The following is a 25,835-nucleotide window of genomic DNA, read 5'->3' on the forward strand; positions in this document are numbered from 1 at the left end:
CGTCACCCAGATAGGCGAAAGCCCCCCAGTTGAACCCTGAGGGGCTTTCCCTGATACGCGGATGCGTGGCCCGTGCGCGAGCGACCGGACGCCGCCGGCGTCGGACGCGGGCGCCAGGCGTCGGCGCCAGACGTCGGCGCCAGACGTCGGCGCCAGACGCCCGCGCTGCTAGATGTGTCCGACCCCCGCGCCCGCCTCGGCGTTGGCGCCTCGCTTGGTCAAGGTGGCGACCAGGGCCGCGATGACCGCGACGACACCGGCGACGGTGAAGGCCAGGCCCATGCCGGACACGAACGTGTCGTGCGCGACCTTGGTGATCGCCTCGGCGACCGGCTCCGGCGTCTTCGGCGGAATCGGGGCCCCGCCCATCTCGACGGCGCCGGACGCCTGGCCGAGCTGCTCCGGCGTCAGGGGCGGCAGCTTGGCGTCCGCCCAGTTCGCGGGAAACTCCTCATCGACCCGGGATGCCATCACCGCGCCGAGCACCGCTGTGCCCAGCGCGCCGCCGACCTGCATGCCGGCCTGCTGCAGACCGCCCGCGACGCCGGACAGCTCCAGCGGGGCGTTGCCGACGATGACCTCGGTGGCTCCCACCATCACGGGGGCGAGGCCGAAGCCCAGCATGGCGAGCCAGAGCGACATCGGCAGCGTCGCGGTGTCCGTCGTCATCGTGGACATGCCGAACATCGCGACGGCCGTGGCCACCATGCCGCCGACGAGCGGGACGCGGGGCCCGAACTTGGTGATGAGCGCGCCGGCGATCGGCGACGAGACGATCATCATGGCCGTCAGCGGCAGGAGATGCAGTCCGCTGTCGACGGGGCTCATGCCGTGCACGTTCTGCAGGTAGAACGTGACGAAGAACAGCCCGCCCATGAAGGCGAAGGCCATGAGGACCATCAGGACCACGCCCGCGGACAGCGGGACGGACCTGAACATGCCCAGCGGGATGAGCGGTTCCTTGACCTTCGTCTCCCAGAAGGCGAAGAGCACGAAGAGAACCACCGCGCCCGCGAGGAAGAGCAGCGTCTTGGTCCCGCCCCAGCCCCACTCCGAGCCCTTGATGAGGGAGAGGATCAGCGCGAACATGCCGCCGGACAGGAGGACGATGCCGGGGATGTCGAAGGACTTCGGCGCGTTCTCCGCGCGGTGGTCCTTGAGGATCACCAGGCCCAGGCCGAGCGCGATGACGCCCACGGGCACGTTGATGAAGAACACCGACTGCCAGCTGACGTGCTCGACGAGCAGGCCGCCGACGATCGGGCCGCCCGCGGTCGAGGCGCCGATGACCATGCCCCAGATGCCGATCGCCATGTTCAGCTTCTCGGCGGGGAAGGTGGCGCGCAGCAGGCCGAGCGCGGCCGGCATCAGCAGGGCTCCGAAGAGGCCCTGGAGCACGCGGAAGGCGACGACCAGGCCGACGCTGCTGGAGAACCCGATCGCGCCGGAGGCCACGGCGAAGCCCGCCACGCCTATGAGGAAGGTCTGCCGGTGACCGAACCGGTCACCCAGCTTGCCGGCGGTGATCAGGGCGACGGCGAGCGCGAGGAGGTAGCCGTTGGTGATCCATTGGACGCCGGCCATCGTGGTGCCGAGGTCACTGGCGATGGCCGGGTTGGCGATCGCCACGATGGTGCCGTCCAGGGCGACCATCATCACGCCGATCGCGACGGAGAAGAGCGTCAGCCAAGGGTGGCCGCGGAGCCCCTTGGCCGGGGCAGGAGCGGACGATGGCTCCGGCGCCTTGTCCGCCTTGTCGACGGTGATCTGACTAGTCATACGTTCGAGGCTAGTGTCAGCCGCTGACAGTTGACCAATCATTTCACAAGTCGGTAGCTGTCATGTAGCTCACAGGTATGCTGAGCTGGTCATATCGGCGGAAAGAGGGCCATGGTGTGAGGACCGAGCAGCGCGCGGCGGACCCCGCGAAACCGCAGGCCGAGGCCTCCGGAGGCAGCTCCGACGAGCCCTCCCGGACCGGACTGCGCGAGCGGAAGAAGCAGCGCACCCGTGACGCGCTCCTGCGCGCCGCTCTCGAGCTCTTCACGACCAAGGGGTACGAAGAGACGACGGTCGACGAGATCGCCGAAGCCGTCGACGTCTCCCAGCGCACGTTCTTCCGGTACTTCGCCAACAAGCAGGAAACCGCTTTCGCCGTACAGGAGATGGTGGAGCAGCGGTTCGTGGAGGTGCTGCGCGAACGCCCCTACGCGGAAACGCCGTTCGTGGCCCTGCGCAGGGCCGTCATGGACGCCTGGGACGCGATGGGAAGGTCCATCGAGGAGGTGGTCCCGGTCGAACTCCACATGCGGACCTACCAGATGATCGAGTCCACCCCTTCCCTGCTCGCCGCCCACCTGCGTCGCTCCATCGAGATGGAGGAGGAGATCGCGCGCGTGATCGCCGAGCGCGAGGGGCTCGACCTGGACACGGACCCGCGACCGCGCGTGGTGGTGGCCGCCTTCAGTGGCGTGATGCGCGTGACGGGACGGCTGTGGGGCGCGGGCGAGGACTACAGCGTGGAGTCCATCCGCGCGATCACCGAGACCTATCTCGACCAACTGGGGCCCGCATTGACGGAGAACTGGCGCACAGAGTGACGACACGTGCACTCCGCACGGTTCACCCGGCAGATCGAAGCATCGAACAAACAACACACTGAGTGCCGATTGATGCACCGTCAGTAGGGGTCAACGCCCGGCGCGCTGCGCATATGCGCCACCTACGGAGTGTTACGAAAGCGCTCGAAGTGCGCCCGCTATGCCTCAATTACCCCACAGGAAACGTGATCTGCCTCACCCGATGTACGGCGGGCATCACGATTCTCCTAGGGTGTCCCGTAGTGACTTCCTTCGACTCCTCCCCTCAACTCAGCGCCTGGCGCGCTCTGCTTGCGCTCGCCGTCGTGTTCGTCATGCTCGCGACCACCGGCTGGACCGCGGTACGCCACCACAAGGACGACGCGTCGCCGCTCGCTGCCTCGCTCTCCGCCTGGCAGAGCGGGCACATCAACGGACGGGCCCTGCCCGACGCCAGTGCCCCGGCCGGCAGGCTCGCCCACTTCTTCGCCTCGCTCGACGCACATCAGCGCACTCGTCTCGCCGCCCGCTATCCCCTTGCGGTCGGCAACATGAACGGCGCCCCCGTGGAGCTGCGATATCGCGCGAACCGCATCGCCCTGGACCAAGCGCGCAAGATCGAGCAACAGCGCATGCACGACAAGCGCCTCTCCCCGATCGGGCAACAGGAGGCGGAGCGCAGAATGAAGCGCTTCGGCGTGATGATGCGCCCTGAGCGGCATGTCCTGTCGTTCGATCCCATGGGGTCGGGTCGTATGGCCGAAGTCTTCGGAGATCTCGACCGGGCCTCCCGGGTGTCGGTCGTGGTGCCCGGCGTGGACACGAACCTGCTGACCTTCGAGCGGACGAACCGCAAGTACTCCGCGCCTGTCGGCATGGCCAAGTCCCTGTACCGCGCGGAGCGCGCGGCGAGCCCACGCGCGCGTACCGCCGTGATCGCCTGGGCCGACTACACCGCGCCCATCGGCCTCGGTGTCGACGCGGCCACCTCCATGCGCGCGGACGAAGGTGCGATCCGGCTCAACTCCCTGGTGCGCGGGCTGCCGGGGCACTCATCTGTCGCGCTGTACTGCCACAGCTACGGCTCGGTGGTCTGTGGCGTCGCCGCACGGCAGCTGCCCTCCCGTGTTTCCGACATCGCGGTCGCGGGCAGTCCCGGCATGCGCGCCGACACGGCCGCGCAGCTGGGTACGGGCGCCCGTATCTGGGCGACCAGGGACGGCGACGACTGGATCCAGGATGTGCCAAACATGGAGGTCGGCGGGCTCGGCCACGGTGCCGATCCCGTCTCGAAGGACTTCGGCGCGCGCGTGCTGTCCGCACGGGGCGCAATCGGCCACACCGGCTACTTCGAGCCGGGCACGGAGAGCCTCAGGAACTTCGCCGACATCGGCACCGGCTCGTACCGTTCGGTCCGCTGCGCGAGCGGGAATGATGCCTGCCGGAGTGAATTTTCCGGCACGACAGTGGCCTGACGCGCGTAGAAATCAACGAAACAGCGGCACGCCGCAGGAGGGACGGAGGCGCGCGTGCCGCCTACGATGAGCCGCATGGGTGATGTACTGGCCGGATTTCACGCCGCCTGGGAGTTCGAGTCCGACTCCGTGCTCATCCGCTTCGAACGGGGAATCCGCACGCCGAAGCTTCTCCAGGCACTCGGTGAACGTCGCATCCCCCACGAGGCGATCGCGGCGGTGACACTTACTCCTGGCAAGCGCGGGACGGTCGTCCTGCACGCTGTGCCGAGACCTGGCGCGGATCCGCTGATGGAGGCGGCCGCGGGCCAGCTCAAGGACGGCTACGACCCGTATCGACTCGTGCTGCCCGCCGAGCGGGAGACGCTCGCCGAGTACTACGCGGACGAGCTGCGGGAACAGATCACCCGGGACGACTGCGGGCCTCCGGACCGCTACCTGGTGGCGCCTCCGGAGACGCCGCTGCAGTTCAAGGCGTACGACGGCAAGGCGTCCTTCGACGGCAAGTCGGTGGCCTTCCGGTGGTTCTGGACGGGCGCTTCCTCCGCGAAGTGGAAAGCCGGCGACCAGAGTTTCCTGGTCACGGACCTGAGCGGCGTCGAGTGGCGCTCTCCGGAGGTCTTCGAGGGGCATCTGCGGCTGCTGCGCCGTGAGACTCCGCTCGCCCAGCCCGCGCAGGCGGACCAGGACCCCGCGGCCGTCGTCTTCGGTCTGGGGTACGGCCCCGTGCACGAGTCGCTGCCCTTTGCGGCGTCGGTGCTCGCCGCGGTGCGGGCATCGGGCCCGGCCCTGACACCCGGCATGACGCCCGGCACGGTCCCGGGTGCCCCCGCGGTGACCCGGCGTGACCCTGCGGACATCGCGGAACGCATCCGGCACCTCGGCGAGCTGCACCAGGCCGGTCTGCTCACGGACGAGGAATTCACGACGAAGAAGGCCGAGCTGCTGGCGGAGCTGTAGATCACGGCTCATACCGGGGTATCACCGCAAGCCCGGTTCATACCTGGGTATGAAGTGCAGGTCAGCTCCGCAGTACGATGCCGCGCGGCCTGCTTCTTGCCTACGCTGATCAGGCCATGAGCAGCGCATCGACACCACCGGACCAGGACCCCCGCCCACCGGCCGCCGAGCCGGACGGGAGCGGGGTCGCCCTTCAGCGCGTGACCGCGGGCGTCCGCGACGGGCTCGGCAGGGCGGGGGCCTTCCTCTCGACGCCCGCGGGACGAGCCGAGCCGCTCCTTGCCCGGGCGCCCAAGCGCTGGATACGGATGCTGCCCCTGACCGTCGCGCTGGCGTTCGTCGCGGCACTGATCCCGGTCACCACCCAGGTACTGACGAACGACTACGGCGTGGACGGCGGCCTGGCGGGCGCCCTCGGCGTCGCCCAGGCCGCACCGCTGCTGCTTGCGGTCAGCCGCCCGCTGGCCGCCTGGTGCATCGTGATCGTCGCGGACGTCGTCGGGGCGATCGTGACGCTGTCCTCGGGCAACGACCGGCCGGCCCCCTGGACCGCCATGATCATCGTTGGCTATGTAGTGGTGTGCCTGCTGCTCTCCCTGCGCGAAAGCCGCCGCACCCTTCTGGGCATCTGGCTGGTCACCGTGGTCGTGAGCCTCCTCCTCGGAGCGTTCCGGGACGACGGCAGCCAGGACACCAGCGTGCTGCTGATCGTGCTGAGCGGTGTCGCGCTGCTGCTCGGCGCGCTGCTGCGCGAGCGTGGCGACGCGCAGCGCAGACTCATCGAGCAGGAATCCATCAGCGAGGCCGAGCGCGCCCAGCGCACTCTCCTCGAAGAACGAGCCCGCATCGCACGTGAGTTGCACGACGTCGTCGCCCATCACATGTCCGTGATCACCGTGCAGGCCGATTCCGCTCCCTACCGCCTCGACGGCCTTCCGGACGAGGTCCGTGAGGAGTTCGGGAGCATCGCCACCAGCGCCCGTGAATCCCTCACCGAGATGCGACGGCTGCTCGCGGTGCTGCGCAGCGAGGACACTCCGGGCGAGCGGGCCCCGCAGCCGGGGCTCAGCCGACTGCCGCATCTGGTCGAGGCGACGGTGCGCGCCGGTATACCCATCGATCTCTCACGCCCCGAGTTGACGGTGCTCACGCAGCTGGCCGAGGTCACACCGGCCGTCGACCTGTCCGCGTACCGCATCGTCCAGGAAGCCCTGTCGAACGTGATGCGGCACGCGCCGGGAGCGCGCACCACCATCACCGTGAGCCTGGACGAGGAACACCTGCTGATCCTGGTGGTCAACGACCCGCCCACCGGAACACCCGCTTCGTTGGAGCACAGCGGCACAGGTCACGGCCTCGTCGGCATGCGCGAACGCGTACGTTTGGTCGGCGGCACGGTCGACGCCGGGCCGCTGCCCGGCGGCGGTTTCCGCGTGGCAGCCCAACTTCCCCTCCTCAAGAAGGAATCCGGCACCGCATGACCATCCGCGTGATCATCGTCGATGACCAGAACATGGTGCGGGCCGGCTTCGCCGCACTCCTCGCGTCCCAGAGCGACATCGACGTCGTGGGCGAGGCACCGAACGGCAAGGAAGGTGTGGACGTCAGCCGCAAGACCCACCCCGATGTCGTCCTGATGGACGTCCGCATGCCGGAGATGGACGGACTCGCCGCGGCCCGCGCCCTGTTGGAGCCGCCGCCCGGCGTGGTGCACGTGCCGAAGGTACTGATGCTCACCACCTTCGACGTGGACGACTATGTGTACGAGGCGCTGCGCACCGGAGCCTCGGGCTTCCTGCTCAAGGACGCCCCGCCCGCCGACCTCATCTCGGCGGTACGCGTGGTGGCGTCGGGCGAGGCGCTCCTCGCTCCGACGGTGACGCGCCGTCTGATCACGGAATTCATCAAACGGCGGCCACGCACCGACCAGTCACTGCGACTGAACGGCCTGACACCGCGTGAGACCGAGGTACTGGGGCTGATCGCGCGCGGCCTGTCCAACCAGGAGATCGCCGAACGCCTTGTGCTCGCCGAGCAGACGGTGAAGACCCACATCGGCAAGGTCCTCTCCAAGCTGAACCTGAGGGACCGCGCGCAGGCCGTGATCTTCGCCTATGAGTCGGGCCTCATCACGCCCGGAGAGCAGTAGGCCCTCACTCCCATACCGCGGTATGACCTCCACATACCCAGGTATCACCTGCTAGTTGGCACCCCAGTGTGAGGTGCGGACAGGCACCGTCTCCCTACTTTTCCCTCGTCACGCCAGAGCGTGCCACGAGTTGGGGAGGGAGACGGGCCATGCGCCTTCGTTCTTGGAAAGCCCGCGAGAGCTGGAAGAACCGCGGCAAGCGGACGTTGATCGCCGCGGCGCTCACGACGACGATCGCGGCCGGTACGACCGGATGGGCCGTCGGCAACGAACAGCAGCCGCTCACGGGCCCGCCACCGGGCACACACGCCTGGCGCGCGGATCATACGTGGGGGGTGCGGCTGCCGGACCCGGCCACTGCGGCCCCCGCCCGAGTCGCCGCGTTCTTCGACTCGTTGAGCGAGGCCGAGCAGCAGAGGCTGGCCGGTCGGCACCCCTCGGTGGTCGGCAATCTGGACGGCGCTCCGACCGCCCTGCGGTATGAGGCGAACTCCCTCTCCCTCAAAGCCGAGCGTGCCCGGGAGCAGGCCCGCGAGAGCGATCCGGACCTCACCTCGCAGGACCACGAGCGGGCCCGGTCTCTCGTTGCGCGTTATGAAGAGCTTCTGGCGCCCGGTCGGCAGATACTCGCCTTCGACCCCCGCGGCAGGGGTCAAGTGGCCGAGGTGTACGGGGACTTGGCGGGCGCTCGACACGTGTCCGTGGTCGTGCCGGGCTCCGACATCGATCTGAGCACCTTCGACCGCTCGAAGGACAGGTACGGCACACCCGCCGGGATGGCCCGCTCCCTGCGTGCCGCGGCCGGCAAGGACACCGCCGTGGTCGCCTGGGTCGGGTACACCACTCCGGTCGGCCTCGGTCCCGACGCCGCGACGGGACGACTCGCCGCGGCCGGCGCGCCCCGGCTCGCTCGGTTCGTGCAGGGCCTGACGGCATCGGGTGCGCCACGCCCCGCCGTGTTCTGCCACAGCTACGGCTCGGTGGTGTGCGGCCTGGCGGCTCCCCGGCTGACGGCTTCCGACCTGGTGGTGCTCGGCTCCCCCGGCATGCGTGCGGACAGCGTGGCCGATCTGCACACCTCCGCCCGCGTCTGGGCGGCCAGGGACGACAGCGACTGGATCGGTGACGTGCCGAACGTCGAGCTGTTCGGCCTCGGCCACGGCGAGGATCCGGCCGACCCTGGATTCGGCGCGCGCCGCGTCCCCGCGGAACGGGCCGAGGGCCACACCGGCTACTTCGCCCCGGGGACGGATTCCCTCCGGGCCTTCGCCGCCATCGCGGCCCACACCACTTCCCCCGGAACACCGGACAACGGCACCGACGGCAGCACACCTGCCGCCGAGGCCCGGCAGGTCGGAGAGCGGCAGTCATGAGTCTCACCCCACTGACCACCCTGCGCAGGACTGCGTCGGAGATCGACGCCAAGACCCCCGCACACCGCGACCGGGCCATAGACGGGCTGCGTGCGCTCGCCCTGCTCGCCGTGCCGACCGGGCACTGGCTGCTCGGCGGATTCACGCTCGACACGGGCGGCGCGCTGCACAACGCCAGCCCCCTGGCTTCGTTCGGATTCTTCGCGCCGCTCAGCTGGGTGCTGCAGATGCTCGGCATCTTCTTCCTGGTCGGCGGCCACGCCTCCGCCCTCTCGTACCGCCGGGCGGTGGTGCGCGGTGAGTCGACGGGGCGCTGGCTGCGCGGACGGGTGGCGCGTCTCGGCCGCCCGGTCCTCGGAGTGACGGCCGTCTGGGCGGCGCTGATACCGGTGCTCTACGCGACGGGCGTGCCGGGCACGACGCTGCGCACGGGGTCCACGCTGGTGATCCAGCCACTGTGGTTCGTCGGGATCTATGCGGTCGTCACCGCGCTCACTCCGTGGTGCATCAGGGCGGCAAAGCGGCTCGGTGCCGGGGCCGCGGTGCCCCTGCTCGGCTCGGTCGCCGTCGTCGACTTCCTGCGCTACGGCCCGTTCTCCGACGCCATGCCGTCCTGGCTGAGCCTGCTGAATCTGCTGCCCGGCTGGCTCTTCGCCTATCAACTGGGCGTCAGCTGGGGCGAGAAGAGGCTGGGCAGGCGCGGTGCGTGGCTGCTGCTGATCGGAGGGACGGTCCTCTTCGCCGCTCTGCTGCTGGTCTTCCACTATCCGGCGTCGATGGTCGGCGTTCCGGGTGAGGCCCGGACGAATTCGCACCCGCCGTCACTGCTGGTCCTGGCGCTGGCGGCCGCGCAGAGCGGGGCGGCGATCCTGTTGCACGAGCGCATCGGCACGTTGCTGCGCAGGCCGGCTCTGTGGGCGCCGGTCGTCGTGATCAACCTGTCGGCGATGACCATCCTGTGCTGGCATCAGACGGCGATGCTCGCGGCGGCCGTGCCCGGTTCGTTCTTCGGCGGCACGGTGCCGGGACTGACGGCGGGTCCGGACACCTGGGGCTGGATAGCCGCCCGGGTGGCGTGGCTTCCGGTCTTCGGAGCGCTCCTGCTGCTGATAGGCCGGTACGCCCGCGGTTTCGAGGCGCCGTGGAAGCGTGCCACGCATGCGCGGCGGGCACTCGCCGGGCTCCTGGCGGCCGGGTTCGCGGTCTTCGCGCTGGGTCTGGCGTGAGCGGCGGGACCGCGCTGGCCTCCGCCGGGGCGACCGGCCGGGCCCGGGGGGGGGGCAGATTGGCGGGAGCAGCCGCTAGTCCCGGTGCCTCGCCGGGTGGGGACCGTTGCGACTCGGTTCCCACCCGGCGGAGGGGCCCGCTGTCCGCTACTCGCGACCGGCCGAGGTGAAGGTCATGTCGGCGTAGCGGTCGCCCGCGACCCGGGAGGCGATGGGGTCGAGGAGGGCGAGTTCGGAGGAGGTGAGTTCGAGGCGGGTGGCCGCGGTGTTCTCCTCGACGCGGGTGCGCTTGCGGGTGCCGGGGATCGGGACGACGGCCAGATCGTGGGCCCGGGCCTGCTGCTGGACCCAGGCGAGGGCGACCTGGCCGAGGCTCGCGCCGTGGGCGTCGGCGACGGTGCGGACGGGTTCGAGGAGGGCCGCGTTGGCGGCGGCGTTGTCGCCGGTGAAGCGGGGCTGCTGGCGGCGGAAGTCGTCCTGGCCGAGTTCCTTGTCGGCGCTGACGAACGAGCCGGTGAGGAAGCCGCGGCCGAGCGGGGAGTAGGGGACGAGGGCGACGCCGAGATCGGCGGCGACGGGGACCACGCCCCGCTCGATGTCACGGCTGAAGAGCGACCACTCCGACTGGAGGGCGGCGATGGGGTGGACGGCGTGGGCGGCGCGGAGTTCGGGGCCGGTGACCTCGCTGAGGCCGAGGTGCTTGACCTTGCCCGCGGCGACCAGTTCGGCCATCACGCCGACGGTTTCCTCGATGGGCACCTGGGGGTTGCGGCGGTGCATGTAGTAGAGGTCGATGGTGTCCACGCCGAGGCGCTGGAGGCTGGCGTCGATGCAGGAGCGGATGTAGGAGGGGTCGTTGTTGATGATCCGCTTGGTCGAGTCGTTCGGGTCGATCGACAGGGCGAACTTGGTGGCGATGACCACCTCGTCGCGGTGGGCCTTGAGGAAGGGGGCGAGGAACTTCTCGTTCTCGCCGGCGGCATAGGCGTCGGCGGTGTCATAGAAGGTGACGCCCAGTTCGAGGGCGCGCTCCAGGGTCGCCCGGGCCTCCTGTGCGTCGGTGGGGCCGTAGGCGAAGCTCATGCCCATGCAGCCGAGTCCCTGGACGCCGACTTCGGGGCCGCCCGTCCCGAGCCGCACCTTCGCGATCGGGCCGGGCGCCTGGCCCGCGGACCCGGTGGTGCCGGGGGTCCCGGTAGTGCCGGGTGCCCCGGTGGTGGAGGCCGAGCCGGTCGTCGCAGCCGTCTCGGGGGTGTCGGGGGTGTCGGGGGTCTTGGCGGTCATCAGTTTCAGAGCCTCTCCGACGCCGGGCGGGCGTCAGCGTAAAAGTTGATCTTGTAGTCGAGGACGGCGAGCGTGTCCTGGAGCTCCGTGATGCGGGTGCGGACGTCGCGGCGGGTCTGTTCGAGGAGCTCCTGGCGCTCGGTGAAGGTGTCGTCACCCTCGCGCACCAGCTCGGCGTAGCGGACCATGTCCGCCACCGGCATGCCGGTCAGGCGGAGCTTGCCGACGAAGGTGAGCCAGTCGAGATCGCGGTTGCGGTAGCGGCGCTGGCCCGTGTGGGAGCGGTCGATGTGCGGCATCAGGCCGATGCGCTCGTACCAGCGCAGGGTGTGTGCGGTCAGGCCGATGAAGGCGACGACCTCGCTGATCGTGTAGCGGTCCTGCCCGTTCGGGCGGGGGTGCGGGGAGGGTGCCGAGGCGCAGCCGTCCGCCTTGGTGCCGGTGCCGGTGCCGGTGGTGTCGGCGCCCGTGCCCGTACCTGTACCCGTACCGGCTTCGGCGCCCGTGCCGGTGTCGGTGCCAGTGCCGGGGCCGGTGGCGCCGTCCGTGGTCTCGGCGGAACCGGGGGGCGTCTTGGTCACGCCTCGCGCGGGGCCCTGTGTGCGGGTGGTCTCGGTCTCCATCACCGTCATGACCACCACGCTAGAACCTTGGAGTGCGCTCTAAGCAAGCAGAACCGGGAGGAAATATGTGACGGAAACAAATCCTCGGAAAATCGGGGGACGCCGCCATGGGTGGTGGCTACGGTGCCGATCATGAGTGCTGCACGTCGTGCCACGCCAGAGGATGCCGAGGAGCTGATGAGGCTGCGGCAGGTGATGATCGACTCGATCTTCGCCACCCGCCCCGCCGGGGCCGCCGAGTCCGACACCGGGTGGCATGCCGAGTCCCTTTCCGTGGTGCGGGCCAAGCTGGATGACCCGGAGGGCGACTTCGCCGCCTTCGTCGTCGACCAGCCAGGCCGTGCCGGGAAGCTGGCGGCGCTGGTGGTAGGGACGCTGGATTACCGCATCGGGCGGGCCGGTAATCCGCGGGGGCTCATCGGTCATGTGTTCAGCGTCGCCACCGATCCGGATCACCGGCGGCGGGGGTATGCGCGGGCCAGTATGGAGGTGCTGCTCGACTGGTTCAGGGAGCGGGGAGCGGGGAGCGTCGATCTCAATGCGTCGGCGGAGGCGGAGCCGTTGTATGCCTCGCTGGGCTTCGTGCGCAAGCCCGACCCCTCGATGCGGTTGAGCCTGTAGGCCGCTTAGTCTCGTACCCATGCAGAGCCTGGCGTTGATCGAGAACTGGCCGGTCCCCACCGCTGCCGCCGCCGTCGTCCGCGCGGACGGCACGGTCGTCGGGGCGCACGGACCCACCGGGCACCGTTTCGCGCTCGCTTCGGTCACCAAACCGCTGGCGGCGTACGCGGTGCTCGTGGCGTACGAAGAGGGTGCCGTCGAGCTCGATGAGCCCGCCGGGCCCGAGGGGTCGACGGTGCGGCATCTGCTTGCGCACACCAGCGGGCTCGCGTTCGACGAGCACCGGGTGATGGCTCCGGCCGGGACGCGGCGGCTGTACTCCAACGCGGGGTTCGAGGTGCTCGGGGATCACATCGCCAAGGCGACGGACATTCCCTTCGGGGAGTATCTGCGGCAGGCCGTGCTCGAACCGCTGGGGATGGGGGCGACCTCGCTCGACGGGGATGCGTCGCCCGCCAAGGACGGGGTGTCCACCGTCGACGACCTGGTGAAGTTCGCCGCCGAGGTGCAGGCGCCGCGGCTGCTCGATCCGCGGACGGTGGCCGACGCGATGTCCGTGGTGCATCCGGGGCTGAAGGGTGTGCTTCCCGGTTACGGGCATCAGAGCCCCAACGACTGGGGGCTCGGGTTCGAGATCCGGGACTCCAAGTCGCCGCACTGGACGGGGAGTTCGTCCTCGCCCAGGACGTTCGGGCACTTCGGGCAGGCGGGGACGTTCCTCTGGGTCGATCCCGATGCGGGGGCGGCGTGTGTCGCTCTGGCGGACCGGGCGTTCGGGCCGTGGGCCGTCGAGGCGTGGCCCGCTTTCACCGACGCGGTACTTGCCGAGCTGTAGTCCGTTCCTTCACGCCGGCCCGGCGGAGGCTCCGCACCCGCGCCGCGCGGCGCCTCAGCCTGCCGCCATCTCCCACACCAGCAGCTCCGCGCCCTCGCTGCCCGTCGGCGACACCGCCTCCAAGCCGTCGGCGTCCGTGATGCGTGCCGCGTCGCCGGTCAGCAACTTCTCGCCGCCCAGGTCGACTTCCCCCCGTACGACGTGGACGTACGCGAAGGGGGCGTCCGGGATCGCGGTGCGTTCGCCCGCGCCGAGTCTGCGGACGTGGAGGAGCGCGCCCGCCGCCGGTACCGCGTACGGGGTGGAGTCCGCGATGCCGTGGACCACCTCGTAGGACGGATCGCCGCCCGGCGAGAGAGGGGACAGCCACATCTGGACGAAGACCAGGGGGCCCTCCCCGTCATTGCGTTCCACATGGCGGACGCCGCCCGCCGCGCTCAGATGCTGGACGTCCCCCGGTCGCACGACCGAATCGTGCCCGGCCGAGTCGCGGTGGGTCAGTTCGCCCTCCGCCACCCAGGTCACGATCTCGGTGTGGCTGTGCGGGTGTTCGTCGAAGCCCGCGCCGGGCGCCAGACGCTCTTCGTTGCAGGCCAGGACCGCGCCGAAGCGGACGTTGTCCGGGTCGTAGTGCGGCCCGAAGGAGAAGGCGTGGAAGGTCTCGATACCGGCGCCGGGCTCCCCGCCGCGGTACCGGTCGCCTGAGCGCCGTACATCAATCACACACCCCACGTTAGACCCGGCACCGCACACCCCCGTCCCGATAAGGCAGTCTTGTCCCCGTGCCCGAACCCTCTGCGAACGAAGCCCGCCAGGACGCTCATCAGGCAGCCCACGCTCAGCAGGCAGCCCACGAGGAAGCCGCGCGCCACGAGGAAGCCGCCCGCCAGGACGCGCACCGGAAGGCTCACGCGCACTCAGCCACGCTGAAGCGCCTCGAGCAGTCATCCGGCAGCCTCGCGGCGCAGGCCATCGCGCGCATGGACGAGACACTGTCCTGGTACCGGGCCATGCCCCCGGAGAACCGCTCCTGGATCGGCCTGGTGGCGCAGGCCGGCATCGCCGCCTTCACCGAGTGGTTCCGTCACCCGGACGCCCCCCAGGCCATCTCGACCGACGTCTTCGGCACCGCCCCGCGCGAGCTGACCAGGGCGATCACCCTGCGCCAGACCGTCGAGATGGTGCGTACGACGATCGAGGTGATGGAGTCCGCGATCGACGAGGTCGCGGCCCCCGGCGACGAGTCCGTCCTGCGTGAGGCACTCCTCGTGTACGCCCGCGAGATCGCCTTCGCCACCGCGCAGGTCTACGCGCAGGCCGCCGAGGCACGCGGTGCCTGGGACGCCCGCCTCGAATCGCTCGTCGTGAACGCCGTGCTCTCCGGCGAGGCCGACGAAGGGGCGGTGAGCAGGGCCGCGGCGCTCGGCTGGAACTCGCCCGAGCACGTCTGCGTCGTCCTCGGCACCGCGCCCGACGGGGACAGCGAGCTCACCGTCGAGGCCATCCGCCGCGCCGCACGGCACGCCAAGCTCCAGGTCCTGACCGGTGTGCTCGGCGACCGTCTGGTCGTCATCGCGGGCGGCAGCGACAACCCGCTGCAGGTCGCCAAGGGCCTGATCGGCCCGTACGCGGCCGGTCCCGTCGTGGCGGGCCCCATCGTCCCCGACCTGCTCGCCGCCACCCGCTCGGCGCAGGCCGCGGCCGCCGGGCTCAAGGCCTGCGCCGCCTGGCAGGACGCCCCGCGTCCCGTCCTGGCGGACGATCTCCTGCCGGAGCGCGCGATCGCGAGCGATCCCGCCGCGCGCGAGCAGTTGGTGGAGGAGATCTACAGACCACTGGAGGAAGCGGGCTCCGCACTCCTGGAGACCCTCAGCGTCTACCTGGAACAGGCCAGCAGCCTCGAAGGGGCGGCGCGGATGCTCTTCGTGCACCCCAACACCGTGCGCTACCGGCTGCGACGTGTGACAGACGTCACCGGTTGGTCACCCTCCGATGTGCGCTCGGCATTCACTCTGCGGATCGCGCTGATCCTGGGGCGTCTGGCCGACGGAGATCTCCAACCATAGGATTTTGTCGGGCCCCTACAATTCCCCCAGCGGTTCTTCGTCCCTGTCCCCACGGGCGGCTCCCACCGTCCACAAGAGAGAGTGTGAGAGTGCTCGTACTCGTCGCTCCCGGCCAAGGCGCCCAGACGCCCGGCTTCCTGACTCCCTGGCTCGACCTTCCCGGCGCCGCTGACCGCATCGCCGCCTGGTCGGACGCCATCGGGCTCGACCTTGCCCACTACGGCACGCAGGCCGACGCGGACGCCATCCGCGACACCGCCGTGGCCCAGCCCCTGCTGGTGGCCGCCGGTCTGCTGTCCGCCGCGGCACTCGGTGACGCCCTCGCCGCGAACAAGCCCGGCGCGGTCGCGGGACACAGCGTCGGCGAGATCACCGCCGCCGCGTACGCGGGTGTCATCGGCGACGACGCCGCGCTCGGTCTCGTCCGTACGCGCGGTCTGGCCATGGCCGACGCCGCCGCGATCACGGAGACCGGCATGGCCGCCCTGCTCGGCGGCGACCCCGAGGTCACCGTCCCGCACCTGGAGAAGCTCGGCCTGACGCCGGCGAACGTGAACGGCGCGGGCCAGATCGTCGCCGCGGGCACCGCGGAGCAGATCGCCGCGCTCGCCGAGGACAAGCCCGAGGGCGTGCGCCGCGTCGTACCGTTGAAGGTGGCGGGCGCGTTCCACACGCACCACATGGCTCCCGCGGTCGCCACGCTGGAGGAGGCCGCCAAGTCCCTCTCCCCGGCCGACCCCAAGCTGACGTACGTCTCCAACCGTGACGGCCTGGCCGTCACGAGCGGTTCGGAGGTCGTGTCCCGCCTGGTGGGCCAGGTGGCCAACCCGGTGCGCTGGGACCTGTGCATGGATACGTTCAAGGACCTCGGCGCCACGGCGATGATCGAGCTGTGCCCCGGCGGCACGCTCACCGGTCTCGCCAAGCGCGCCCTGCCCGGCGTGCGGACGGTGGCGCTCAAGACACCCGACGACCTCGACGCCGCTCGTGAGCTCATCGCCGACACCGCATCCGCCGCCGACGCGGCGGGTGCCTGAGAAGGAGCCAGGAGAGCATGTCGAAGATCAAGCCCAGTAAGGGCGCCCCGTACGCGCGCATCATGGGTGTCGGCGGCTACCGCCCGACTCGTGTCGTGCCCAACGAGGTGATCCTCGAGACGATCGACTCGTCCGACGAGTGGATCCGCTCCCGCTCCGGCATCGAGACCCGGCACTGGGCCTCCGACGAGGAGACCGTGGCAGCGATGTCCGTCGAGGCCTCCGGCAAGGCGATCGCCGACGCGGGCATCGCTCCGGAGCAGATCGGCGCGGTCGTCGTCTCGACCGTCTCGCACTTCAAGCAGACCCCGGCCATCGCCACCGAGATCGCGGACAAGGTCGGCGCGGGCAAGCCCGCCGCGTTCGACATCTCCGCCGGTTGCGCGGGCTTCGGCTACGGCCTGACCCTCGCCAGGGGCATGGTCACCGACGGCTCCGCCGAGTACGTCCTGGTCATCGGCGTGGAGCGGCTGAGCGACCTGACCGACCTGGAGGACCGCGCGACGGCCTTCCTGTTCGGTGACGGCGCGGGCGCCGTGATCGTCGGCCCTTCCGAGGAGCCGCAGATCGGCCCCACCGTCTGGGGCTCGGAGGGCGACAAGTCCGAGACGATCAAGCAGACCGTGGCGTGGAACGACCTGCACGTCGGCGATGTCTCGAAGCTGCCGCTCGACAGCGCGGGCAACGTCAAGTTCCCTGCGATCACGCAGGAGGGCCAGGCGGTCTTCCGCTGGGCCGTGTTCGAGATGGCGAAGGTCGCGCAGCAGGCGCTGGACGCGGCCGGAATCACCGCGGACGATCTGGATGTCTTCATTCCGCATCAGGCCAACGAGCGGATCATCGACTCGATGGTGAAGACTCTCAAACTGCCGGCTCATGTCACGGTCGCCCGTGACGTGCGCACCACCGGCAACACGTCGGCAGCCTCGATCCCGCTCGCGATGGAGCGGCTTCTGGCGACCGGCGAGGCGAAGAGCGGCGACACCGCGCTCGTCATCGGCTTCGGGGCGGGTCTCGTGTACGCCGCCACGGTCGTTACCCTCCCCTAGGCATCACGTCCGGATCATTCGGTCCGTACGGCTGTAAACCAACCTGCCGCTGCCGCGGCGGGCGCCACACCCTCTGGATACATAGAAGGAGCGCCAACATGGCCGCCACTCAGGAAGAGATCGTCGCCGGTCTCGCCGAGATCGTGAACGAGATCGCCGGCATCCCGGTCGAGGACGTCCAGCTGGACAAGTCCTTCACCGACGACCTGGACGTCGACTCGCTGTCCATGGTCGAGGTCGTCGTCGCCGCCGAAGAGCGCTTCGACGTCAAGATCCCCGACGACGACGTCAAGAACCTCAAGACGGTCGGCGACGCGACCAGCTACATCCTCAAGCACCAGGCCTGATCCAAAAGGCCGTACTGCTGTCGCCACCCGGCGGTGGCGCCGCTGATCCCCTCAACACCGTGGAGAAATTTCCTGTGAACCCGACCAATCGCACCGTGGTCGTCACCGGTATCGGCGCAACCACACCGCTGGGTGGCGACGCAGCCTCGACCTGGGAGGGTCTGCTCGCGGGCCGTTCCGGCGTCCGTCTTCTCGAACAGGACTGGGCGGCCGAGCTGCCGGTCCGCATCGCGGGCCAGATCGCGGTCGAGCCGGGCGAGGTCATTCCCCGCCCGCAGGCCCGCAAGCTGGACCGTTCGGCGCAGTTCGCGCTGATCGCGGCCAAGGAGGCCTGGGCCGACGCGGGCTACACCGCGAAGGCCGGCGAGGACACTGCCGTCGACCCGCACCGCCTCGGCGCGGTCATCGCCTCCGGCATCGGCGGCGTGACCACCCTGCTCGACCAGTACGACGTGCTCAAGGAGAAGGGCGTACGCCGCGTCTCCCCGCACACCGTGCCGATGCTGATGCCCAACTCGCCGTCGGCCAACGTCGGCATCGAGCTGGGCGCCCACGCGGGTGTGCACACGCCCGTATCGGCGTGCGCCTCGGGCGCCGAGGCCATCGGCTACGCGATCGAGATGATCCGCACCGGTCGCGCCGACGTCGTCGTCGCGGGCGGCACGGAGGCGGCGATCCACCCGCTGCCGATCGTCGCGTTCGGCAACATGATGGCGATGTCCAAGAACAACGACGACCCCGAGGGCGCCTCGCGCCCCTACGACGTCGACCGCAACGGCTTCGTGCTCGGCGAGGGCGCCGGCGTGATCGTCCTCGAGTCCGAGGAGCACGCCAAGGCCCGCGGCGCGAAGATCTACGCGGAGGCCGTCGGCCAGGGCATCTCGGCCGACGCCCACCACATCACGCAGCCCGAGCCCTCCGGCAACGGCATCGCGGCGGCGCTGCAGAACCTCATCGACGGCACGGACCTCAAGCCCGCCGAGATCGTGCACGTCAACGCGCACGCGACCTCGACGCCGCAGGGTGACGTCGCCGAGATCAAGGCGCTGCGCAAGGCCTTCGGCGACGACGTCGACCACATGGCGATCGCCAGCACGAAGTCGATGACCGGCCACCTGCTCGGCGGCGCGGGCGGCGTGGAGACCGTGGCCACGGTCCTCGCGCTGAAGAACCGCATCGCCCCGCCGACGATCAACATCGCGAACCTCGACCCCGAGGTCGACGCGGACGTCATCCGCGACGAGGCGCGCCCGCTGCCCGAGGGCAGGATCGCGGCGCTGAACGACTCGTTCGGCTTCGGCGGCCACAACGTGGTCCTCGCGTTCCGGACCGTCTGACCCGGTCGCACACGACGCGAAGGGGCCCCACCGGACGGTGGGGCCCCTTCGCGTCGTCTCAGACCACCTGTCTCACACCACCTGTCTCACACCACCTGGTGCAGCCAGCGCACCGGGGCGCCCTCTCCCGCGTACCGGAAGGGCTCCAGCTCGTCGTCCCAGGGCTTGCCGAGCAGCTTGGCGAGCTCGGCCTCCAGATCGCTCTCGCCGCCCTTGGAGCGGGCCAGGGCGGCGCGCAGACGGTCCTCGGGGATCAGGATGTCGCCGTGGATGCCGGTGACGGCGTGGAAGATCCCGAGCTCGGGCGTGGCGCTGTACCGCTCGCCCTCGGCCGTGGGGCACGGCTCGGAGGTGACTTCGAAGCGCAGCAGCTGCCAGCCGCGCAGGGCGGAGGCGAGTTTGGAGGCGGTGCCCACCGGGCCGCGCCAGGAGAACTCCGATCTCCAGCTGCCGGGCGCCGCCGGCTGTCTGATCCAGTCGAGGTTGACGCGCGCGCCGAGGACGCCCGCGACGGCCCATTCGACGTGCGGACACAGCGCGCGCGGTGCGGAGTGCACGTACAGGACTCCACGTGTCGTCACCGGGACCTCCAGTGTGGGTCGAGGTTCGCCTTCCCCAGCGGCCTCGCGCCCGTGCCGAGCGTTGCGGCCCCGAATCCGGGAAACTCCCGAAAACGGGACAGATGTGACGTGATGTAATTTAGCGGAACCGAAAAGGCTGGGTGCCACTGGGTGGCGAGGCTACCGTGCGGCGGGGCAAGGAGTGTGACGTACCGTCGGTCCCAAGGCCAGGAATCTCACCATTCACTCGCAGGTGCGCCGAAACGGCGCGGTCGGCCTACGGCGAGCAGATGGCCTACGGCAACAGAGGGGACCCGAGGATGCGGAATCGAAGCCACCGCCCGCGTGCCGCCGTCGCCATGGCCACGGCGGTTCTTCTCGGCGCAGGCGCGCTCACCGCGTGTGACGCCTCCGGCGGCGACTCCCCCGCACCCAAGGGCCCATCGGCGACGAAGCCCTCGCCCAAACCCACTCCGACCTGGGACGCGAGCCCGGACTCCCTGGCGGCCGTCGGCGACTCCATCACCCGCGGCTTCGACGCCTGCTCGGTGCTCGCCGACTGCCCCGAGGCGTCCTGGGCGACCGGCACGGACTCCGAGGTGCGCAGCCTCGCGACGCGCCTGCTCGGCAGGGAGCGGGCCGCCGACCACAGCTGGAACCACGCCAAGACGGGCGCGCGCATGGCGGATCTGCCCGGCCAGGTCGAGCAGGCCGTGGCCAACCGCCCCGAACTGCTGACGGTGATGGCGGGCGCGAACGACGCCTGCCGCCCCTCTGCGGCCTCCATGACCCCGGTCGCCGAGTTCCGCGCCGACTTCGAGAAGGCGATGCGCACGCTGCGGCGCGAGCTGCCCAAGACCCAGGTGTACGTCAGCTCGGTGCCGGATCTGATGCGGCTCTGGTCCCAGGGGCGCACCAACCCCCTCGGCAAGCAGATCTGGAAGCTGGGCATCTGCTCCTCGATGCTGGCGGACCCGGACGCGCGGGACGCGGCGGCGACGGAGCGGCGGGAGACCGTGCAGAGCCGGGTGATCGCGTACAACAAGGTGCTCAAGGAGGTGTGCGCGAAGGATCTGCGCTGCCGGTACGACGGCGGTGCGGTCTTCGAGTACCGCTTCGACGGCGACCAGTTGAGCCACTGGGACTGGTTCCACCCCAGCAAGAACGGCCAGTCGCGCCTGGCCGAACTGGCCTACCGGCAGGTGAAGGCCAAGGATCCCGAGGGTTGATACCGAGGGCCGCGGGCGGCGCGGCCCGGCGTAGGGTCACGATCATGCGCAGTGAACTCTTCGGGACGCTCCCCGACGGCACCTCCGTCCATCGCTGGACCCTGGAAAGGGGCGGGGTGCGGGTACGCGTCCTGACGTACGGCGGCATCATCCAGTCGGCGGAAGTTCCCGACCGGTCGGGACGGCGCGAGACGGTGGTCCTGGGCTTCGACGACCTCCAGGGCTATCTCGACCACCCCGGGCCGTACTTCGGGGCGCTGGTGGGCCGGTACGCGAACCGGATCGCGGGCGGCGAGTTCACGCTCGACGGGCGGACGTACCGCCTGGCGCGGAACAACGACCCCAACGCGCTGCACGGCGGCACCGCGGGCTTCGACAAGCGGGTGTGGGAGGCCGCGGAGGTCGAGCACGGGGTGCGCCTCACGCGGGTGAGCCCGGACGGCGAGGAGGGGTATCCCGGACGGCTCGCGGTGTCGACGACGTACACCCTGGACGAGTCGGGAGCGCTGCGGATCGGCTATGAGGCGACGACGGACGCCCCGACCGTCGTGAACCTCACCAACCACTCGTACTGGAACCTCGCCGGAGCCCGGAGCGGGAGCGGCGCCGGGGGTCACGAGCTGCGGATCGACGCGGCGCGCATCACGCCGACGGACGCGACGCAGATCCCGACCGGGGTGTTCGAGGACGTCGACGGGACGCGTTTCGACTTCCGGGCGGCCCGGAAGGTCGGCGACGGCATCGACCACAACTACGTCCTGGACAAGGGCGTCACCGCGCGGCCGGTCGAGGTGGCGGAGCTGGGCGACCCGGCGTCCGGTCGCGTGCTGACCGTCGCGACGACGGAGCCGGGCCTTCAGCTCTATACGGCGGACCACTTCGAGGAGCCGCTGCCCTTCGCGCCGGGCGACGGGGTCGCCCTGGAGACGCAGCACTTCCCCGACTCCCCCAACCAGCCGCAGTTTCCGGGCACGGTGCTGCGGCCGGGTGAGGTGTACGGGTCGGAGACGGTCTACGGCTTCTCGGTCCGATAGGTCCGATGGGTCCGATGGGTCCTATGGGTCCTATGGGTCCTATGGGTCCTATGGGTCCGATAGGCCGATCGACCCGCGTCAGACGGCGATCGTCTCGCTCAGCCTGCGGTCGGTGAGCGAGCGGCCCGCCTGGATCTCGTACGAACCGCCCTGGTACGCCCAGGAGTTGCTGTCCTCGTCCCAGATCTCGAAGGCGCGGCGCGGGAGTTCGATCCGGACCTCCGCGCTCTCGCCGGGCCCCGCCTCGACGCCCGCGAAGCCGGCGAGCCAGCGGGCCGGGCGGCGGCCGTCGTCCGCGGACGGGGCGAGGTAGACCTGGACGACCTCGCGGCCCGCGCGCCTGCCGGAGTTGCGGACGCGGACCGTGGCCGTCGTACCCGTAGTGCCCGTAGTGCCGTCGATGTCGAGGGATTCGTACGTCCAGTCGGTGTAGCCGAGGCCGTGGCCGAAGGGGTACGCGGGGGTGGCGCCCGCCTTCTCCCAGGCGCGGTAGCCGATGAACACGCCCTCCGTGTAGGCGAGTTCGCCGTCGGCCGGGGTGACATCGGTGACCGGCGCGTCCGCGAGGGCGCCCCATGTCGTGGGCAGCCGCCCGCCGGGCTCCTCGGCGCCGAGCAGCACGTCGGCGAGCGCGGCGCCGCCCTCCTGGCCGGGGAACCAGCTCAGGAGCACCGCCGCGACGTCCTCGCGCCACGGAAGTTCCACCGGGGAGCCGGAGTTGACGACCACGACCGTACGGGGGTTGGCCGCGGCCACCGCGCGTACGAGGTCGTCCTGGCGGCCGGGCAGCCGCAGGTCCTTGCGGTCGAAGCCCTCGGACTCGACGCGCTCGGTGGTGGCGACGACCACGACCGCCGTTTCGGCGCCGCGCGCCGCCTCGACGGCCTCGGCGATCAGCTCGTCGGGGTCGCGCCGCGGCTCCAGGTGCACGAAGGAGAACACGACGCCGGGCAGCGGGGCCGCGTACTCCTTGTCGAGCGGGTGGAGCAGGGAGACCTCGACGGTCTCGCCCTGTGTCAGGCGCACCTTGGCGCGCTCGACCGGTGAGCCGAAGAACGCCTCGAAGGGATCGGACTCGGAACCCATCACCTGGGACCCGTCGAAGACGACCTCGCCGCCGACGCTCAGCGTGAAGGCGCCGAGGCCGCGGGTGCCGAAGGAGTGCTCGCCGCTGACGCGCGGCGTGAACGTGCCGACGACCTCGATGGAGGCCATCGTCTCGTGGGTGACGCCTTCGGGCAGGTCGTCGCCGATCCACTGGACCTGGCCGGTGGGGAGATTGCCCTCGCCCAGGATGGTGCCGTCCGCGTCACGGCAGACGGCGCGCAGCTCGAACCCCTTGTCGGCGGGGGCGAGTTCGTCGCTCGGGTCGGCGCCGAGCGCGTACGTCAGCCGGTCGTCGCCGAGGGCCGCCGTGAGGCCGTCGAGCGGGGAGACCACGTGCGCGGGGAAGACGGTGGCGGAGCCGCCGCCCAGGACGCGGGCGTCGCGCGCGGCGGCGCCGATGAGGGCGACGGAGGCGGTCGGCTTCAGCGGCAGCACTGCGTTCTCGTTGTTCTCGTCGTGTGCTTCGTCGCGTACCTCGTTGCGTACGAGGACGAAGGCGCGGCGGGCGATCTCGCGGGCCAGTGCCTCGCCGTCGATCTCGGCGAGCGCGTCGGTGACCACGGGCTCGGCGCCTTCGAGGATGCCGACGCGGGCGGCGAGCCGCAGGACCCTGCGTACGGCCTCGTCGACCGTGGACTCCTCGACCCGTCCGCCGCGCACCGCCTCCGCCAGCGCCTCGCCGTAGACGGTCCGCGGTCCCGGCATCGCGACGTCGAGGCCGCCCTCGATGGCGCCGGTGGTCGAACGGGCGGCCATCCAGTCGGAGACGTTGTAGCCGTCGAAGCCCCATTCGCCGCGCAGGACCTCATTGACCAGGTAGCGGTGCTCGGTCATCGTCACGCCGTTGACCTGGTTGTACGCGGTCATGATGCCCCAGGGGTGGGCGTTGGCGACGATCGCTTCGAAGGGCGCGAGGTACAGCTCGCGCAGGGCGCGCTCGTCCACCTTGTTGTCGACGGTGAAGCGGTCGGTCTCGGCGTCGTTCGCGACGAAGTGCTTGACGGTCGTGCCGACGCCGCCCGACTGCACGCCCCGGACATAGCCGGTGCCGATGACGCCGGTCAGGTACGGGTCCTCGCTGTACGCCTCGAAGTGCCGGCCGCCGCGGGGCGAGCGGTGCAGATTGACGGTGGGCGCGAGGAGGACGTGGACGCCCTTGCGGCGGGCCTCCTGGGCGAGCAGGGCGCCCGCGCGGCGGGCGAGGTCCTGGTCCCAGGTGGCGGCGAGCGCGGTCGGGGACGGCAGCGCGACGGAGGGGTCGTCGGCGGTCCAGCGGGTGCCGCGCACGCCGATCGGGCCGTCCGACATCACGAGGGACGCCAGGCCGATGGCGGGCAGCGGGTGCAGCGACCACATGTCGCGCCCGCCGAGCAGCCGGGCCTTGCCGCCCAGGTCGAGCTTGCCGAGCGCGGCCTCCACGGCCGCCTCCCGCGCCTGGTCGGCCTGCGTGGCTCCGGGTCCCCGGGTTCCCGCCATGGCGGTACCTCCTCGTTGAAGTCCGTTCCGTACGTCCTCTCCATCCTGCCTCGCCTACCTGTAGACCGGTAGATTTCGTAATCTGGACGTTATATTTTGATCGGTATGGCGTACGGTCGTCCCGCGGGCAGGACCGAGAACGTGAAGGGGCGGACGCGATGGCTCCCAAGACCAGGACCACGGCGAAGGCAACGGCCAAGGCCACGACCAGGGCCAGGAGCGAGGAGCGGCGCGCGGAGATCCTGCGGGCCGCCCTGGAGGTGATCGCCGAGCGCGGTTACCGCGGCGCGAGCCTGGGCGCCGTCGCCGAGCGGGTCGGGCTCACCCAGCAGGGCCTGCTGCACTACTTCCCCACGAAGGACGCGCTCCTGGTCGCCGTCCTGGAGGCCCGCGACCAGTGGGACGCGGTCCCGTCGAACGAGATCCGCCTCGATCTGCTCGGCTCGCTCGTCGAGTACAACGCGATGCGCCCCGGCATCATCCAGACCTTCTCCGCGCTGCTCGGCGAGAGCGTGACGGACGGACATCCGGCACGGGAGTACTTCACCGAGCGGTACGGATCGGTGCGGGAGAAGTTCGCGGCGGTGCTGCGCGCGGAGTACGGGGAGCGGCTGCCCGGCGGCCTGACTCCGGAGGCCGCGGCGCCGCTGCTCGTCGCCGTAATGGACGGGCTCCAGTACCAGTGGCTCCTGGACCCCGGATCGGTGGACATGGCGGGGGCGTTCAGGGACTTCCTCGCCCTCCTGAACGGCGGGAGCGAGTGATCAGGCGTCCCGGACGGCCGCCACGACGTCGATCTCGATGAGCGCCTCGGGGCGGAAGAGCCGGGGCACCTCGACCGTCGTGCTGGTGGGCGGTGTCGCGGTGAGGAACCGCGCGCGTACGGCGGCGTAGGCGGGCAGGTCGCCGAGGTCCGTCATGAACGTACGGATGTTGATGATGTCGTCGAGTGTCGCGCCGTGTGCCTCGAGCAGGGCGGCCAGGGTCTCGAAGATTCCGCGGCTCTGCGCGGCGGTGTCGTCGCCTTCGGCGATCTGTCCCGAGAGGTACAACAGGGCGCCCCCGTCGTCGAGTTCGACGCGGGCGACCTGGGAGTAGGGGCCGAGGGGGCGGGGCGCGGAGGCGGGGTTGTCGATGGTGACGCGCATGGTGCGGGGTGCTCCTTCCGGGGTGCGGGTGTGGGGCGTTGCGGGTGGGGCTACCGGGCGTTGCGGATGTGGGTGACCGCCCGTGCGATGTCCTCGTGGACGATCTGCGGGTCCGCGGCGGCCGCCTCGTAGTGGGCGAGGACCGCCTCCATGGCCGGGAGGCGGGTGGCCTCCGTCGCGAGCGCCACGTCCTTGACGGCGAGGTCGCTGCCGATGTGCACGCCAGTGGCGAAGGCACGGCCCACCGCGCCTCCCAGGGGCTTCCTCGCGGCGCTGCGGGACGCCGAACGGCACGGGCGCTGACGCTCCATCGGGAATCG

25 protein-coding genes are annotated in these 25,835 nt (G+C 70.7%); 17 read left to right on the top strand and 8 right to left on the bottom strand.

Annotated features, from left to right (window positions below):
- Nucleotides 1–168 precede the first annotated feature (168 nt).
- A complete protein-coding gene (locus tag ABZ906_RS16565) occupies nt 169–1,779 on the bottom strand; it encodes an MFS transporter (RefSeq protein ID WP_361189486.1) in 1,611 nt (536 codons plus the stop codon).
- A 203-nt stretch (nt 1,780–1,982) separates the two neighbouring features.
- On the opposite strand from ABZ906_RS16565, the gene ABZ906_RS16570 reads away from it, so the two are divergent.
- The 7 genes from ABZ906_RS16570 (at nt 1,983) to ABZ906_RS16600 (ending at nt 9,762) form a co-directional block, all read left to right on the top strand.
- On the top strand, nt 1,983–2,600 hold the full coding sequence (locus ABZ906_RS16570; protein ID WP_361189750.1) for a TetR family transcriptional regulator: 618 nt from the start codon (nt 1,983–1,985) through the stop codon (nt 2,598–2,600).
- 242 nt (nt 2,601–2,842) lie between these two features.
- Nucleotides 2,843–4,054 carry an alpha/beta hydrolase gene (locus ABZ906_RS16575; protein WP_361189747.1) on the top strand — a complete coding sequence of 404 codons (1,212 nt, stop codon included), beginning with the start codon at nt 2,843–2,845 and terminating at the stop codon, nt 4,052–4,054.
- 66 nt (nt 4,055–4,120) lie between these two features.
- On the top strand, nt 4,121–5,014 hold the full coding sequence (locus ABZ906_RS16580; RefSeq protein WP_361383242.1) for a DUF4429 domain-containing protein: 894 nt from the start codon (nt 4,121–4,123) through the stop codon (nt 5,012–5,014).
- Between the two features lie 116 nt (nt 5,015–5,130).
- Nucleotides 5,131–6,495, top strand: a complete 1,365-nt coding sequence (locus ABZ906_RS16585; protein WP_361382575.1) for a sensor histidine kinase — start codon at nt 5,131–5,133, stop codon at nt 6,493–6,495.
- Nucleotides 6,492–7,163, top strand: a complete 672-nt coding sequence (locus tag ABZ906_RS16590; protein ID WP_361382578.1) for a response regulator transcription factor — start codon at nt 6,492–6,494, stop codon at nt 7,161–7,163. Before ABZ906_RS16585 ends, ABZ906_RS16590 begins: the two co-directional genes overlap by 4 nt.
- A gap of 149 nt (nt 7,164–7,312) precedes the next feature.
- On the top strand, nt 7,313–8,536 hold the full coding sequence (locus ABZ906_RS16595) for an alpha/beta hydrolase (RefSeq protein ID WP_361382581.1): 1,224 nt from the start codon (nt 7,313–7,315) through the stop codon (nt 8,534–8,536).
- The gene (locus ABZ906_RS16600; RefSeq protein WP_361382584.1) at nt 8,533–9,762 is read left to right on the top strand and encodes an acyltransferase; all 1,230 of its coding nucleotides are present in this window, start codon (nt 8,533–8,535) and stop codon (nt 9,760–9,762) included. Before ABZ906_RS16595 ends, ABZ906_RS16600 begins: the two co-directional genes overlap by 4 nt.
- Before the next feature lie 147 nt (nt 9,763–9,909).
- Here ABZ906_RS16600 and ABZ906_RS16605 read toward each other — a convergent pair whose 3' ends face one another.
- Together ABZ906_RS16605 and ABZ906_RS16610 are read right to left on the bottom strand one after the other, a co-directional pair.
- Nucleotides 9,910–10,851 (bottom strand): aldo/keto reductase, encoded by a 942-nt coding sequence (locus ABZ906_RS16605; RefSeq protein WP_361189745.1) that lies wholly within the window; start codon nt 10,849–10,851, stop codon nt 9,910–9,912.
- Nucleotides 10,852–11,051: 200 nt separating this feature from the next.
- Nucleotides 11,052–11,678: a MerR family transcriptional regulator gene (locus ABZ906_RS16610; RefSeq protein ID WP_361382587.1), complete on the bottom strand. Its 627-nt coding sequence runs from the start codon at nt 11,676–11,678 to the stop codon at nt 11,052–11,054.
- Nucleotides 11,679–11,801: 123 nt separating this feature from the next.
- On the opposite strand from ABZ906_RS16610, the gene ABZ906_RS16615 reads away from it, so the two are divergent.
- Complete coding sequence (locus ABZ906_RS16615) at nt 11,802–12,290, top strand: GNAT family N-acetyltransferase (protein WP_361382590.1); 489 nt, start codon at nt 11,802–11,804, stop codon at nt 12,288–12,290.
- A gap of 19 nt (nt 12,291–12,309) precedes the next feature.
- Complete coding sequence (locus tag ABZ906_RS16620; protein ID WP_361382593.1) at nt 12,310–13,125, top strand: serine hydrolase domain-containing protein; 816 nt, start codon at nt 12,310–12,312, stop codon at nt 13,123–13,125.
- A 54-nt stretch (nt 13,126–13,179) separates the two neighbouring features.
- Here the strand turns inward: ABZ906_RS16620 and ABZ906_RS16625 are convergent, their stop codons facing one another.
- On the bottom strand, nt 13,180–13,848 hold the full coding sequence (locus ABZ906_RS16625; protein WP_361189468.1) for a pirin family protein: 669 nt from the start codon (nt 13,846–13,848) through the stop codon (nt 13,180–13,182).
- A 203-nt stretch (nt 13,849–14,051) separates the two neighbouring features.
- On the opposite strand from ABZ906_RS16625, the gene fasR reads away from it, so the two are divergent.
- The 5 genes from fasR (at nt 14,052) to fabF (ending at nt 18,961) form a co-directional block, all read left to right on the top strand.
- Nucleotides 14,052–15,191: a fatty acid biosynthesis transcriptional regulator FasR gene (fasR, locus tag ABZ906_RS16630; protein ID WP_361189739.1), complete on the top strand. Its 1,140-nt coding sequence runs from the start codon at nt 14,052–14,054 to the stop codon at nt 15,189–15,191.
- An 89-nt stretch (nt 15,192–15,280) separates the two neighbouring features.
- The gene (locus ABZ906_RS16635; protein WP_361382596.1) at nt 15,281–16,228 is read left to right on the top strand and encodes an ACP S-malonyltransferase; all 948 of its coding nucleotides are present in this window, start codon (nt 15,281–15,283) and stop codon (nt 16,226–16,228) included.
- Between the two features lie 17 nt (nt 16,229–16,245).
- Entirely contained in the window at nt 16,246–17,277 is a 1,032-nt protein-coding gene (locus tag ABZ906_RS16640; protein WP_361189464.1) for a ketoacyl-ACP synthase III, read from the top strand.
- 98 nt (nt 17,278–17,375) lie between these two features.
- Nucleotides 17,376–17,624, top strand: coding sequence for an acyl carrier protein (locus ABZ906_RS16645; protein ID WP_160504853.1), 249 nt, complete (start codon nt 17,376–17,378; stop codon nt 17,622–17,624).
- Between the two features lie 74 nt (nt 17,625–17,698).
- Nucleotides 17,699–18,961, top strand: a complete 1,263-nt coding sequence (gene fabF / locus ABZ906_RS16650) for a beta-ketoacyl-ACP synthase II (protein ID WP_361189461.1) — start codon at nt 17,699–17,701, stop codon at nt 18,959–18,961.
- Nucleotides 18,962–19,047: 86 nt separating this feature from the next.
- On the opposite strand, the gene ABZ906_RS16655 is transcribed toward fabF, so the two are convergent.
- Nucleotides 19,048–19,542 carry a DUF3145 domain-containing protein gene (locus tag ABZ906_RS16655; protein WP_361189458.1) on the bottom strand — a complete coding sequence of 165 codons (495 nt, stop codon included), beginning with the start codon at nt 19,540–19,542 and terminating at the stop codon, nt 19,048–19,050.
- A 299-nt stretch (nt 19,543–19,841) separates the two neighbouring features.
- Here ABZ906_RS16655 and ABZ906_RS16660 point away from each other — a divergent pair, with 299 nt between their 5' ends.
- Both ABZ906_RS16660 and ABZ906_RS16665 read left to right on the top strand, forming a co-directional pair.
- The gene (locus tag ABZ906_RS16660; protein ID WP_361382599.1) at nt 19,842–20,750 is read left to right on the top strand and encodes an SGNH/GDSL hydrolase family protein; all 909 of its coding nucleotides are present in this window, start codon (nt 19,842–19,844) and stop codon (nt 20,748–20,750) included.
- Nucleotides 20,751–20,794: 44 nt separating this feature from the next.
- Complete coding sequence (locus ABZ906_RS16665) at nt 20,795–21,784, top strand: aldose epimerase family protein (RefSeq protein ID WP_361382602.1); 990 nt, start codon at nt 20,795–20,797, stop codon at nt 21,782–21,784.
- A gap of 78 nt (nt 21,785–21,862) precedes the next feature.
- Here ABZ906_RS16665 and ABZ906_RS16670 read toward each other — a convergent pair whose 3' ends face one another.
- Complete coding sequence (locus tag ABZ906_RS16670) at nt 21,863–24,367, bottom strand: glycoside hydrolase family 3 C-terminal domain-containing protein (RefSeq protein ID WP_361382605.1); 2,505 nt, start codon at nt 24,365–24,367, stop codon at nt 21,863–21,865.
- Nucleotides 24,368–24,525: 158 nt separating this feature from the next.
- Between ABZ906_RS16670 and ABZ906_RS16675 the strand changes: the two genes are divergently transcribed.
- On the top strand, nt 24,526–25,131 hold the full coding sequence (locus ABZ906_RS16675; RefSeq protein WP_361189451.1) for a TetR/AcrR family transcriptional regulator: 606 nt from the start codon (nt 24,526–24,528) through the stop codon (nt 25,129–25,131).
- On the opposite strand, the gene ABZ906_RS16680 is transcribed toward ABZ906_RS16675, so the two are convergent.
- On the bottom strand, nt 25,132–25,515 hold the full coding sequence (locus tag ABZ906_RS16680; RefSeq protein ID WP_361382608.1) for a RidA family protein: 384 nt from the start codon (nt 25,513–25,515) through the stop codon (nt 25,132–25,134).
- Nucleotides 25,516–25,565: 50 nt separating this feature from the next.
- Nucleotides 25,566–25,760 (bottom strand): hypothetical protein, encoded by a 195-nt coding sequence (locus ABZ906_RS16685; protein ID WP_361382611.1) that lies wholly within the window; start codon nt 25,758–25,760, stop codon nt 25,566–25,568.
- Between the last annotated feature and the right edge of the window lie 75 nt (nt 25,761–25,835).

The organism is Streptomyces sp. NPDC046925 (assembly GCF_040644915.1).
In the GTDB taxonomy this organism is placed as follows: domain Bacteria; phylum Actinomycetota; class Actinomycetes; order Streptomycetales; family Streptomycetaceae; genus Streptomyces.

Excerpts from the sequence above, each read along its gene's own strand:
- ABZ906_RS16595 (WP_361382581.1), top strand. The coding sequence starts at position 7,313 with ATGCGCCTTCGTTCTTGGAAAGCCCGCGAGAGCTGGAAGAACCGCGGC.
- ABZ906_RS16660 (WP_361382599.1), top strand. The coding sequence starts at position 19,842 with ATGCGGAATCGAAGCCACCGCCCGCGTGCCGCCGTCGCCATGGCCACG.
- ABZ906_RS16620 (WP_361382593.1), top strand. The coding sequence starts at position 12,310 with ATGCAGAGCCTGGCGTTGATCGAGAACTGGCCGGTCCCCACCGCTGCC.
- ABZ906_RS16670 (WP_361382605.1), bottom strand. The coding sequence starts at position 24,367 with ATGGCGGGAACCCGGGGACCCGGAGCCACGCAGGCCGACCAGGCGCGG.
- ABZ906_RS16590 (WP_361382578.1), top strand. The coding sequence starts at position 6,492 with ATGACCATCCGCGTGATCATCGTCGATGACCAGAACATGGTGCGGGCC.
- ABZ906_RS16665 (WP_361382602.1), top strand. The coding sequence starts at position 20,795 with ATGCGCAGTGAACTCTTCGGGACGCTCCCCGACGGCACCTCCGTCCAT.
- ABZ906_RS16615 (WP_361382590.1), top strand. The coding sequence starts at position 11,802 with ATGAGTGCTGCACGTCGTGCCACGCCAGAGGATGCCGAGGAGCTGATG.
- ABZ906_RS16605 (WP_361189745.1), bottom strand. The coding sequence starts at position 10,851 with ATGGGCATGAGCTTCGCCTACGGCCCCACCGACGCACAGGAGGCCCGG.
- ABZ906_RS16640 (WP_361189464.1), top strand. The coding sequence starts at position 16,246 with ATGTCGAAGATCAAGCCCAGTAAGGGCGCCCCGTACGCGCGCATCATG.
- ABZ906_RS16610 (WP_361382587.1), bottom strand. The coding sequence starts at position 11,678 with ATGACGGTGATGGAGACCGAGACCACCCGCACACAGGGCCCCGCGCGA.
- ABZ906_RS16580 (WP_361383242.1), top strand. The coding sequence starts at position 4,121 with ATGAGCCGCATGGGTGATGTACTGGCCGGATTTCACGCCGCCTGGGAG.
- ABZ906_RS16565 (WP_361189486.1), bottom strand. The coding sequence starts at position 1,779 with ATGACTAGTCAGATCACCGTCGACAAGGCGGACAAGGCGCCGGAGCCA.
- ABZ906_RS16675 (WP_361189451.1), top strand. The coding sequence starts at position 24,526 with ATGGCTCCCAAGACCAGGACCACGGCGAAGGCAACGGCCAAGGCCACG.
- ABZ906_RS16585 (WP_361382575.1), top strand. The coding sequence starts at position 5,131 with ATGAGCAGCGCATCGACACCACCGGACCAGGACCCCCGCCCACCGGCC.
- ABZ906_RS16600 (WP_361382584.1), top strand. The coding sequence starts at position 8,533 with ATGAGTCTCACCCCACTGACCACCCTGCGCAGGACTGCGTCGGAGATC.
- ABZ906_RS16645 (WP_160504853.1), top strand. The coding sequence starts at position 17,376 with ATGGCCGCCACTCAGGAAGAGATCGTCGCCGGTCTCGCCGAGATCGTG.
- ABZ906_RS16680 (WP_361382608.1), bottom strand. The coding sequence starts at position 25,515 with ATGCGCGTCACCATCGACAACCCCGCCTCCGCGCCCCGCCCCCTCGGC.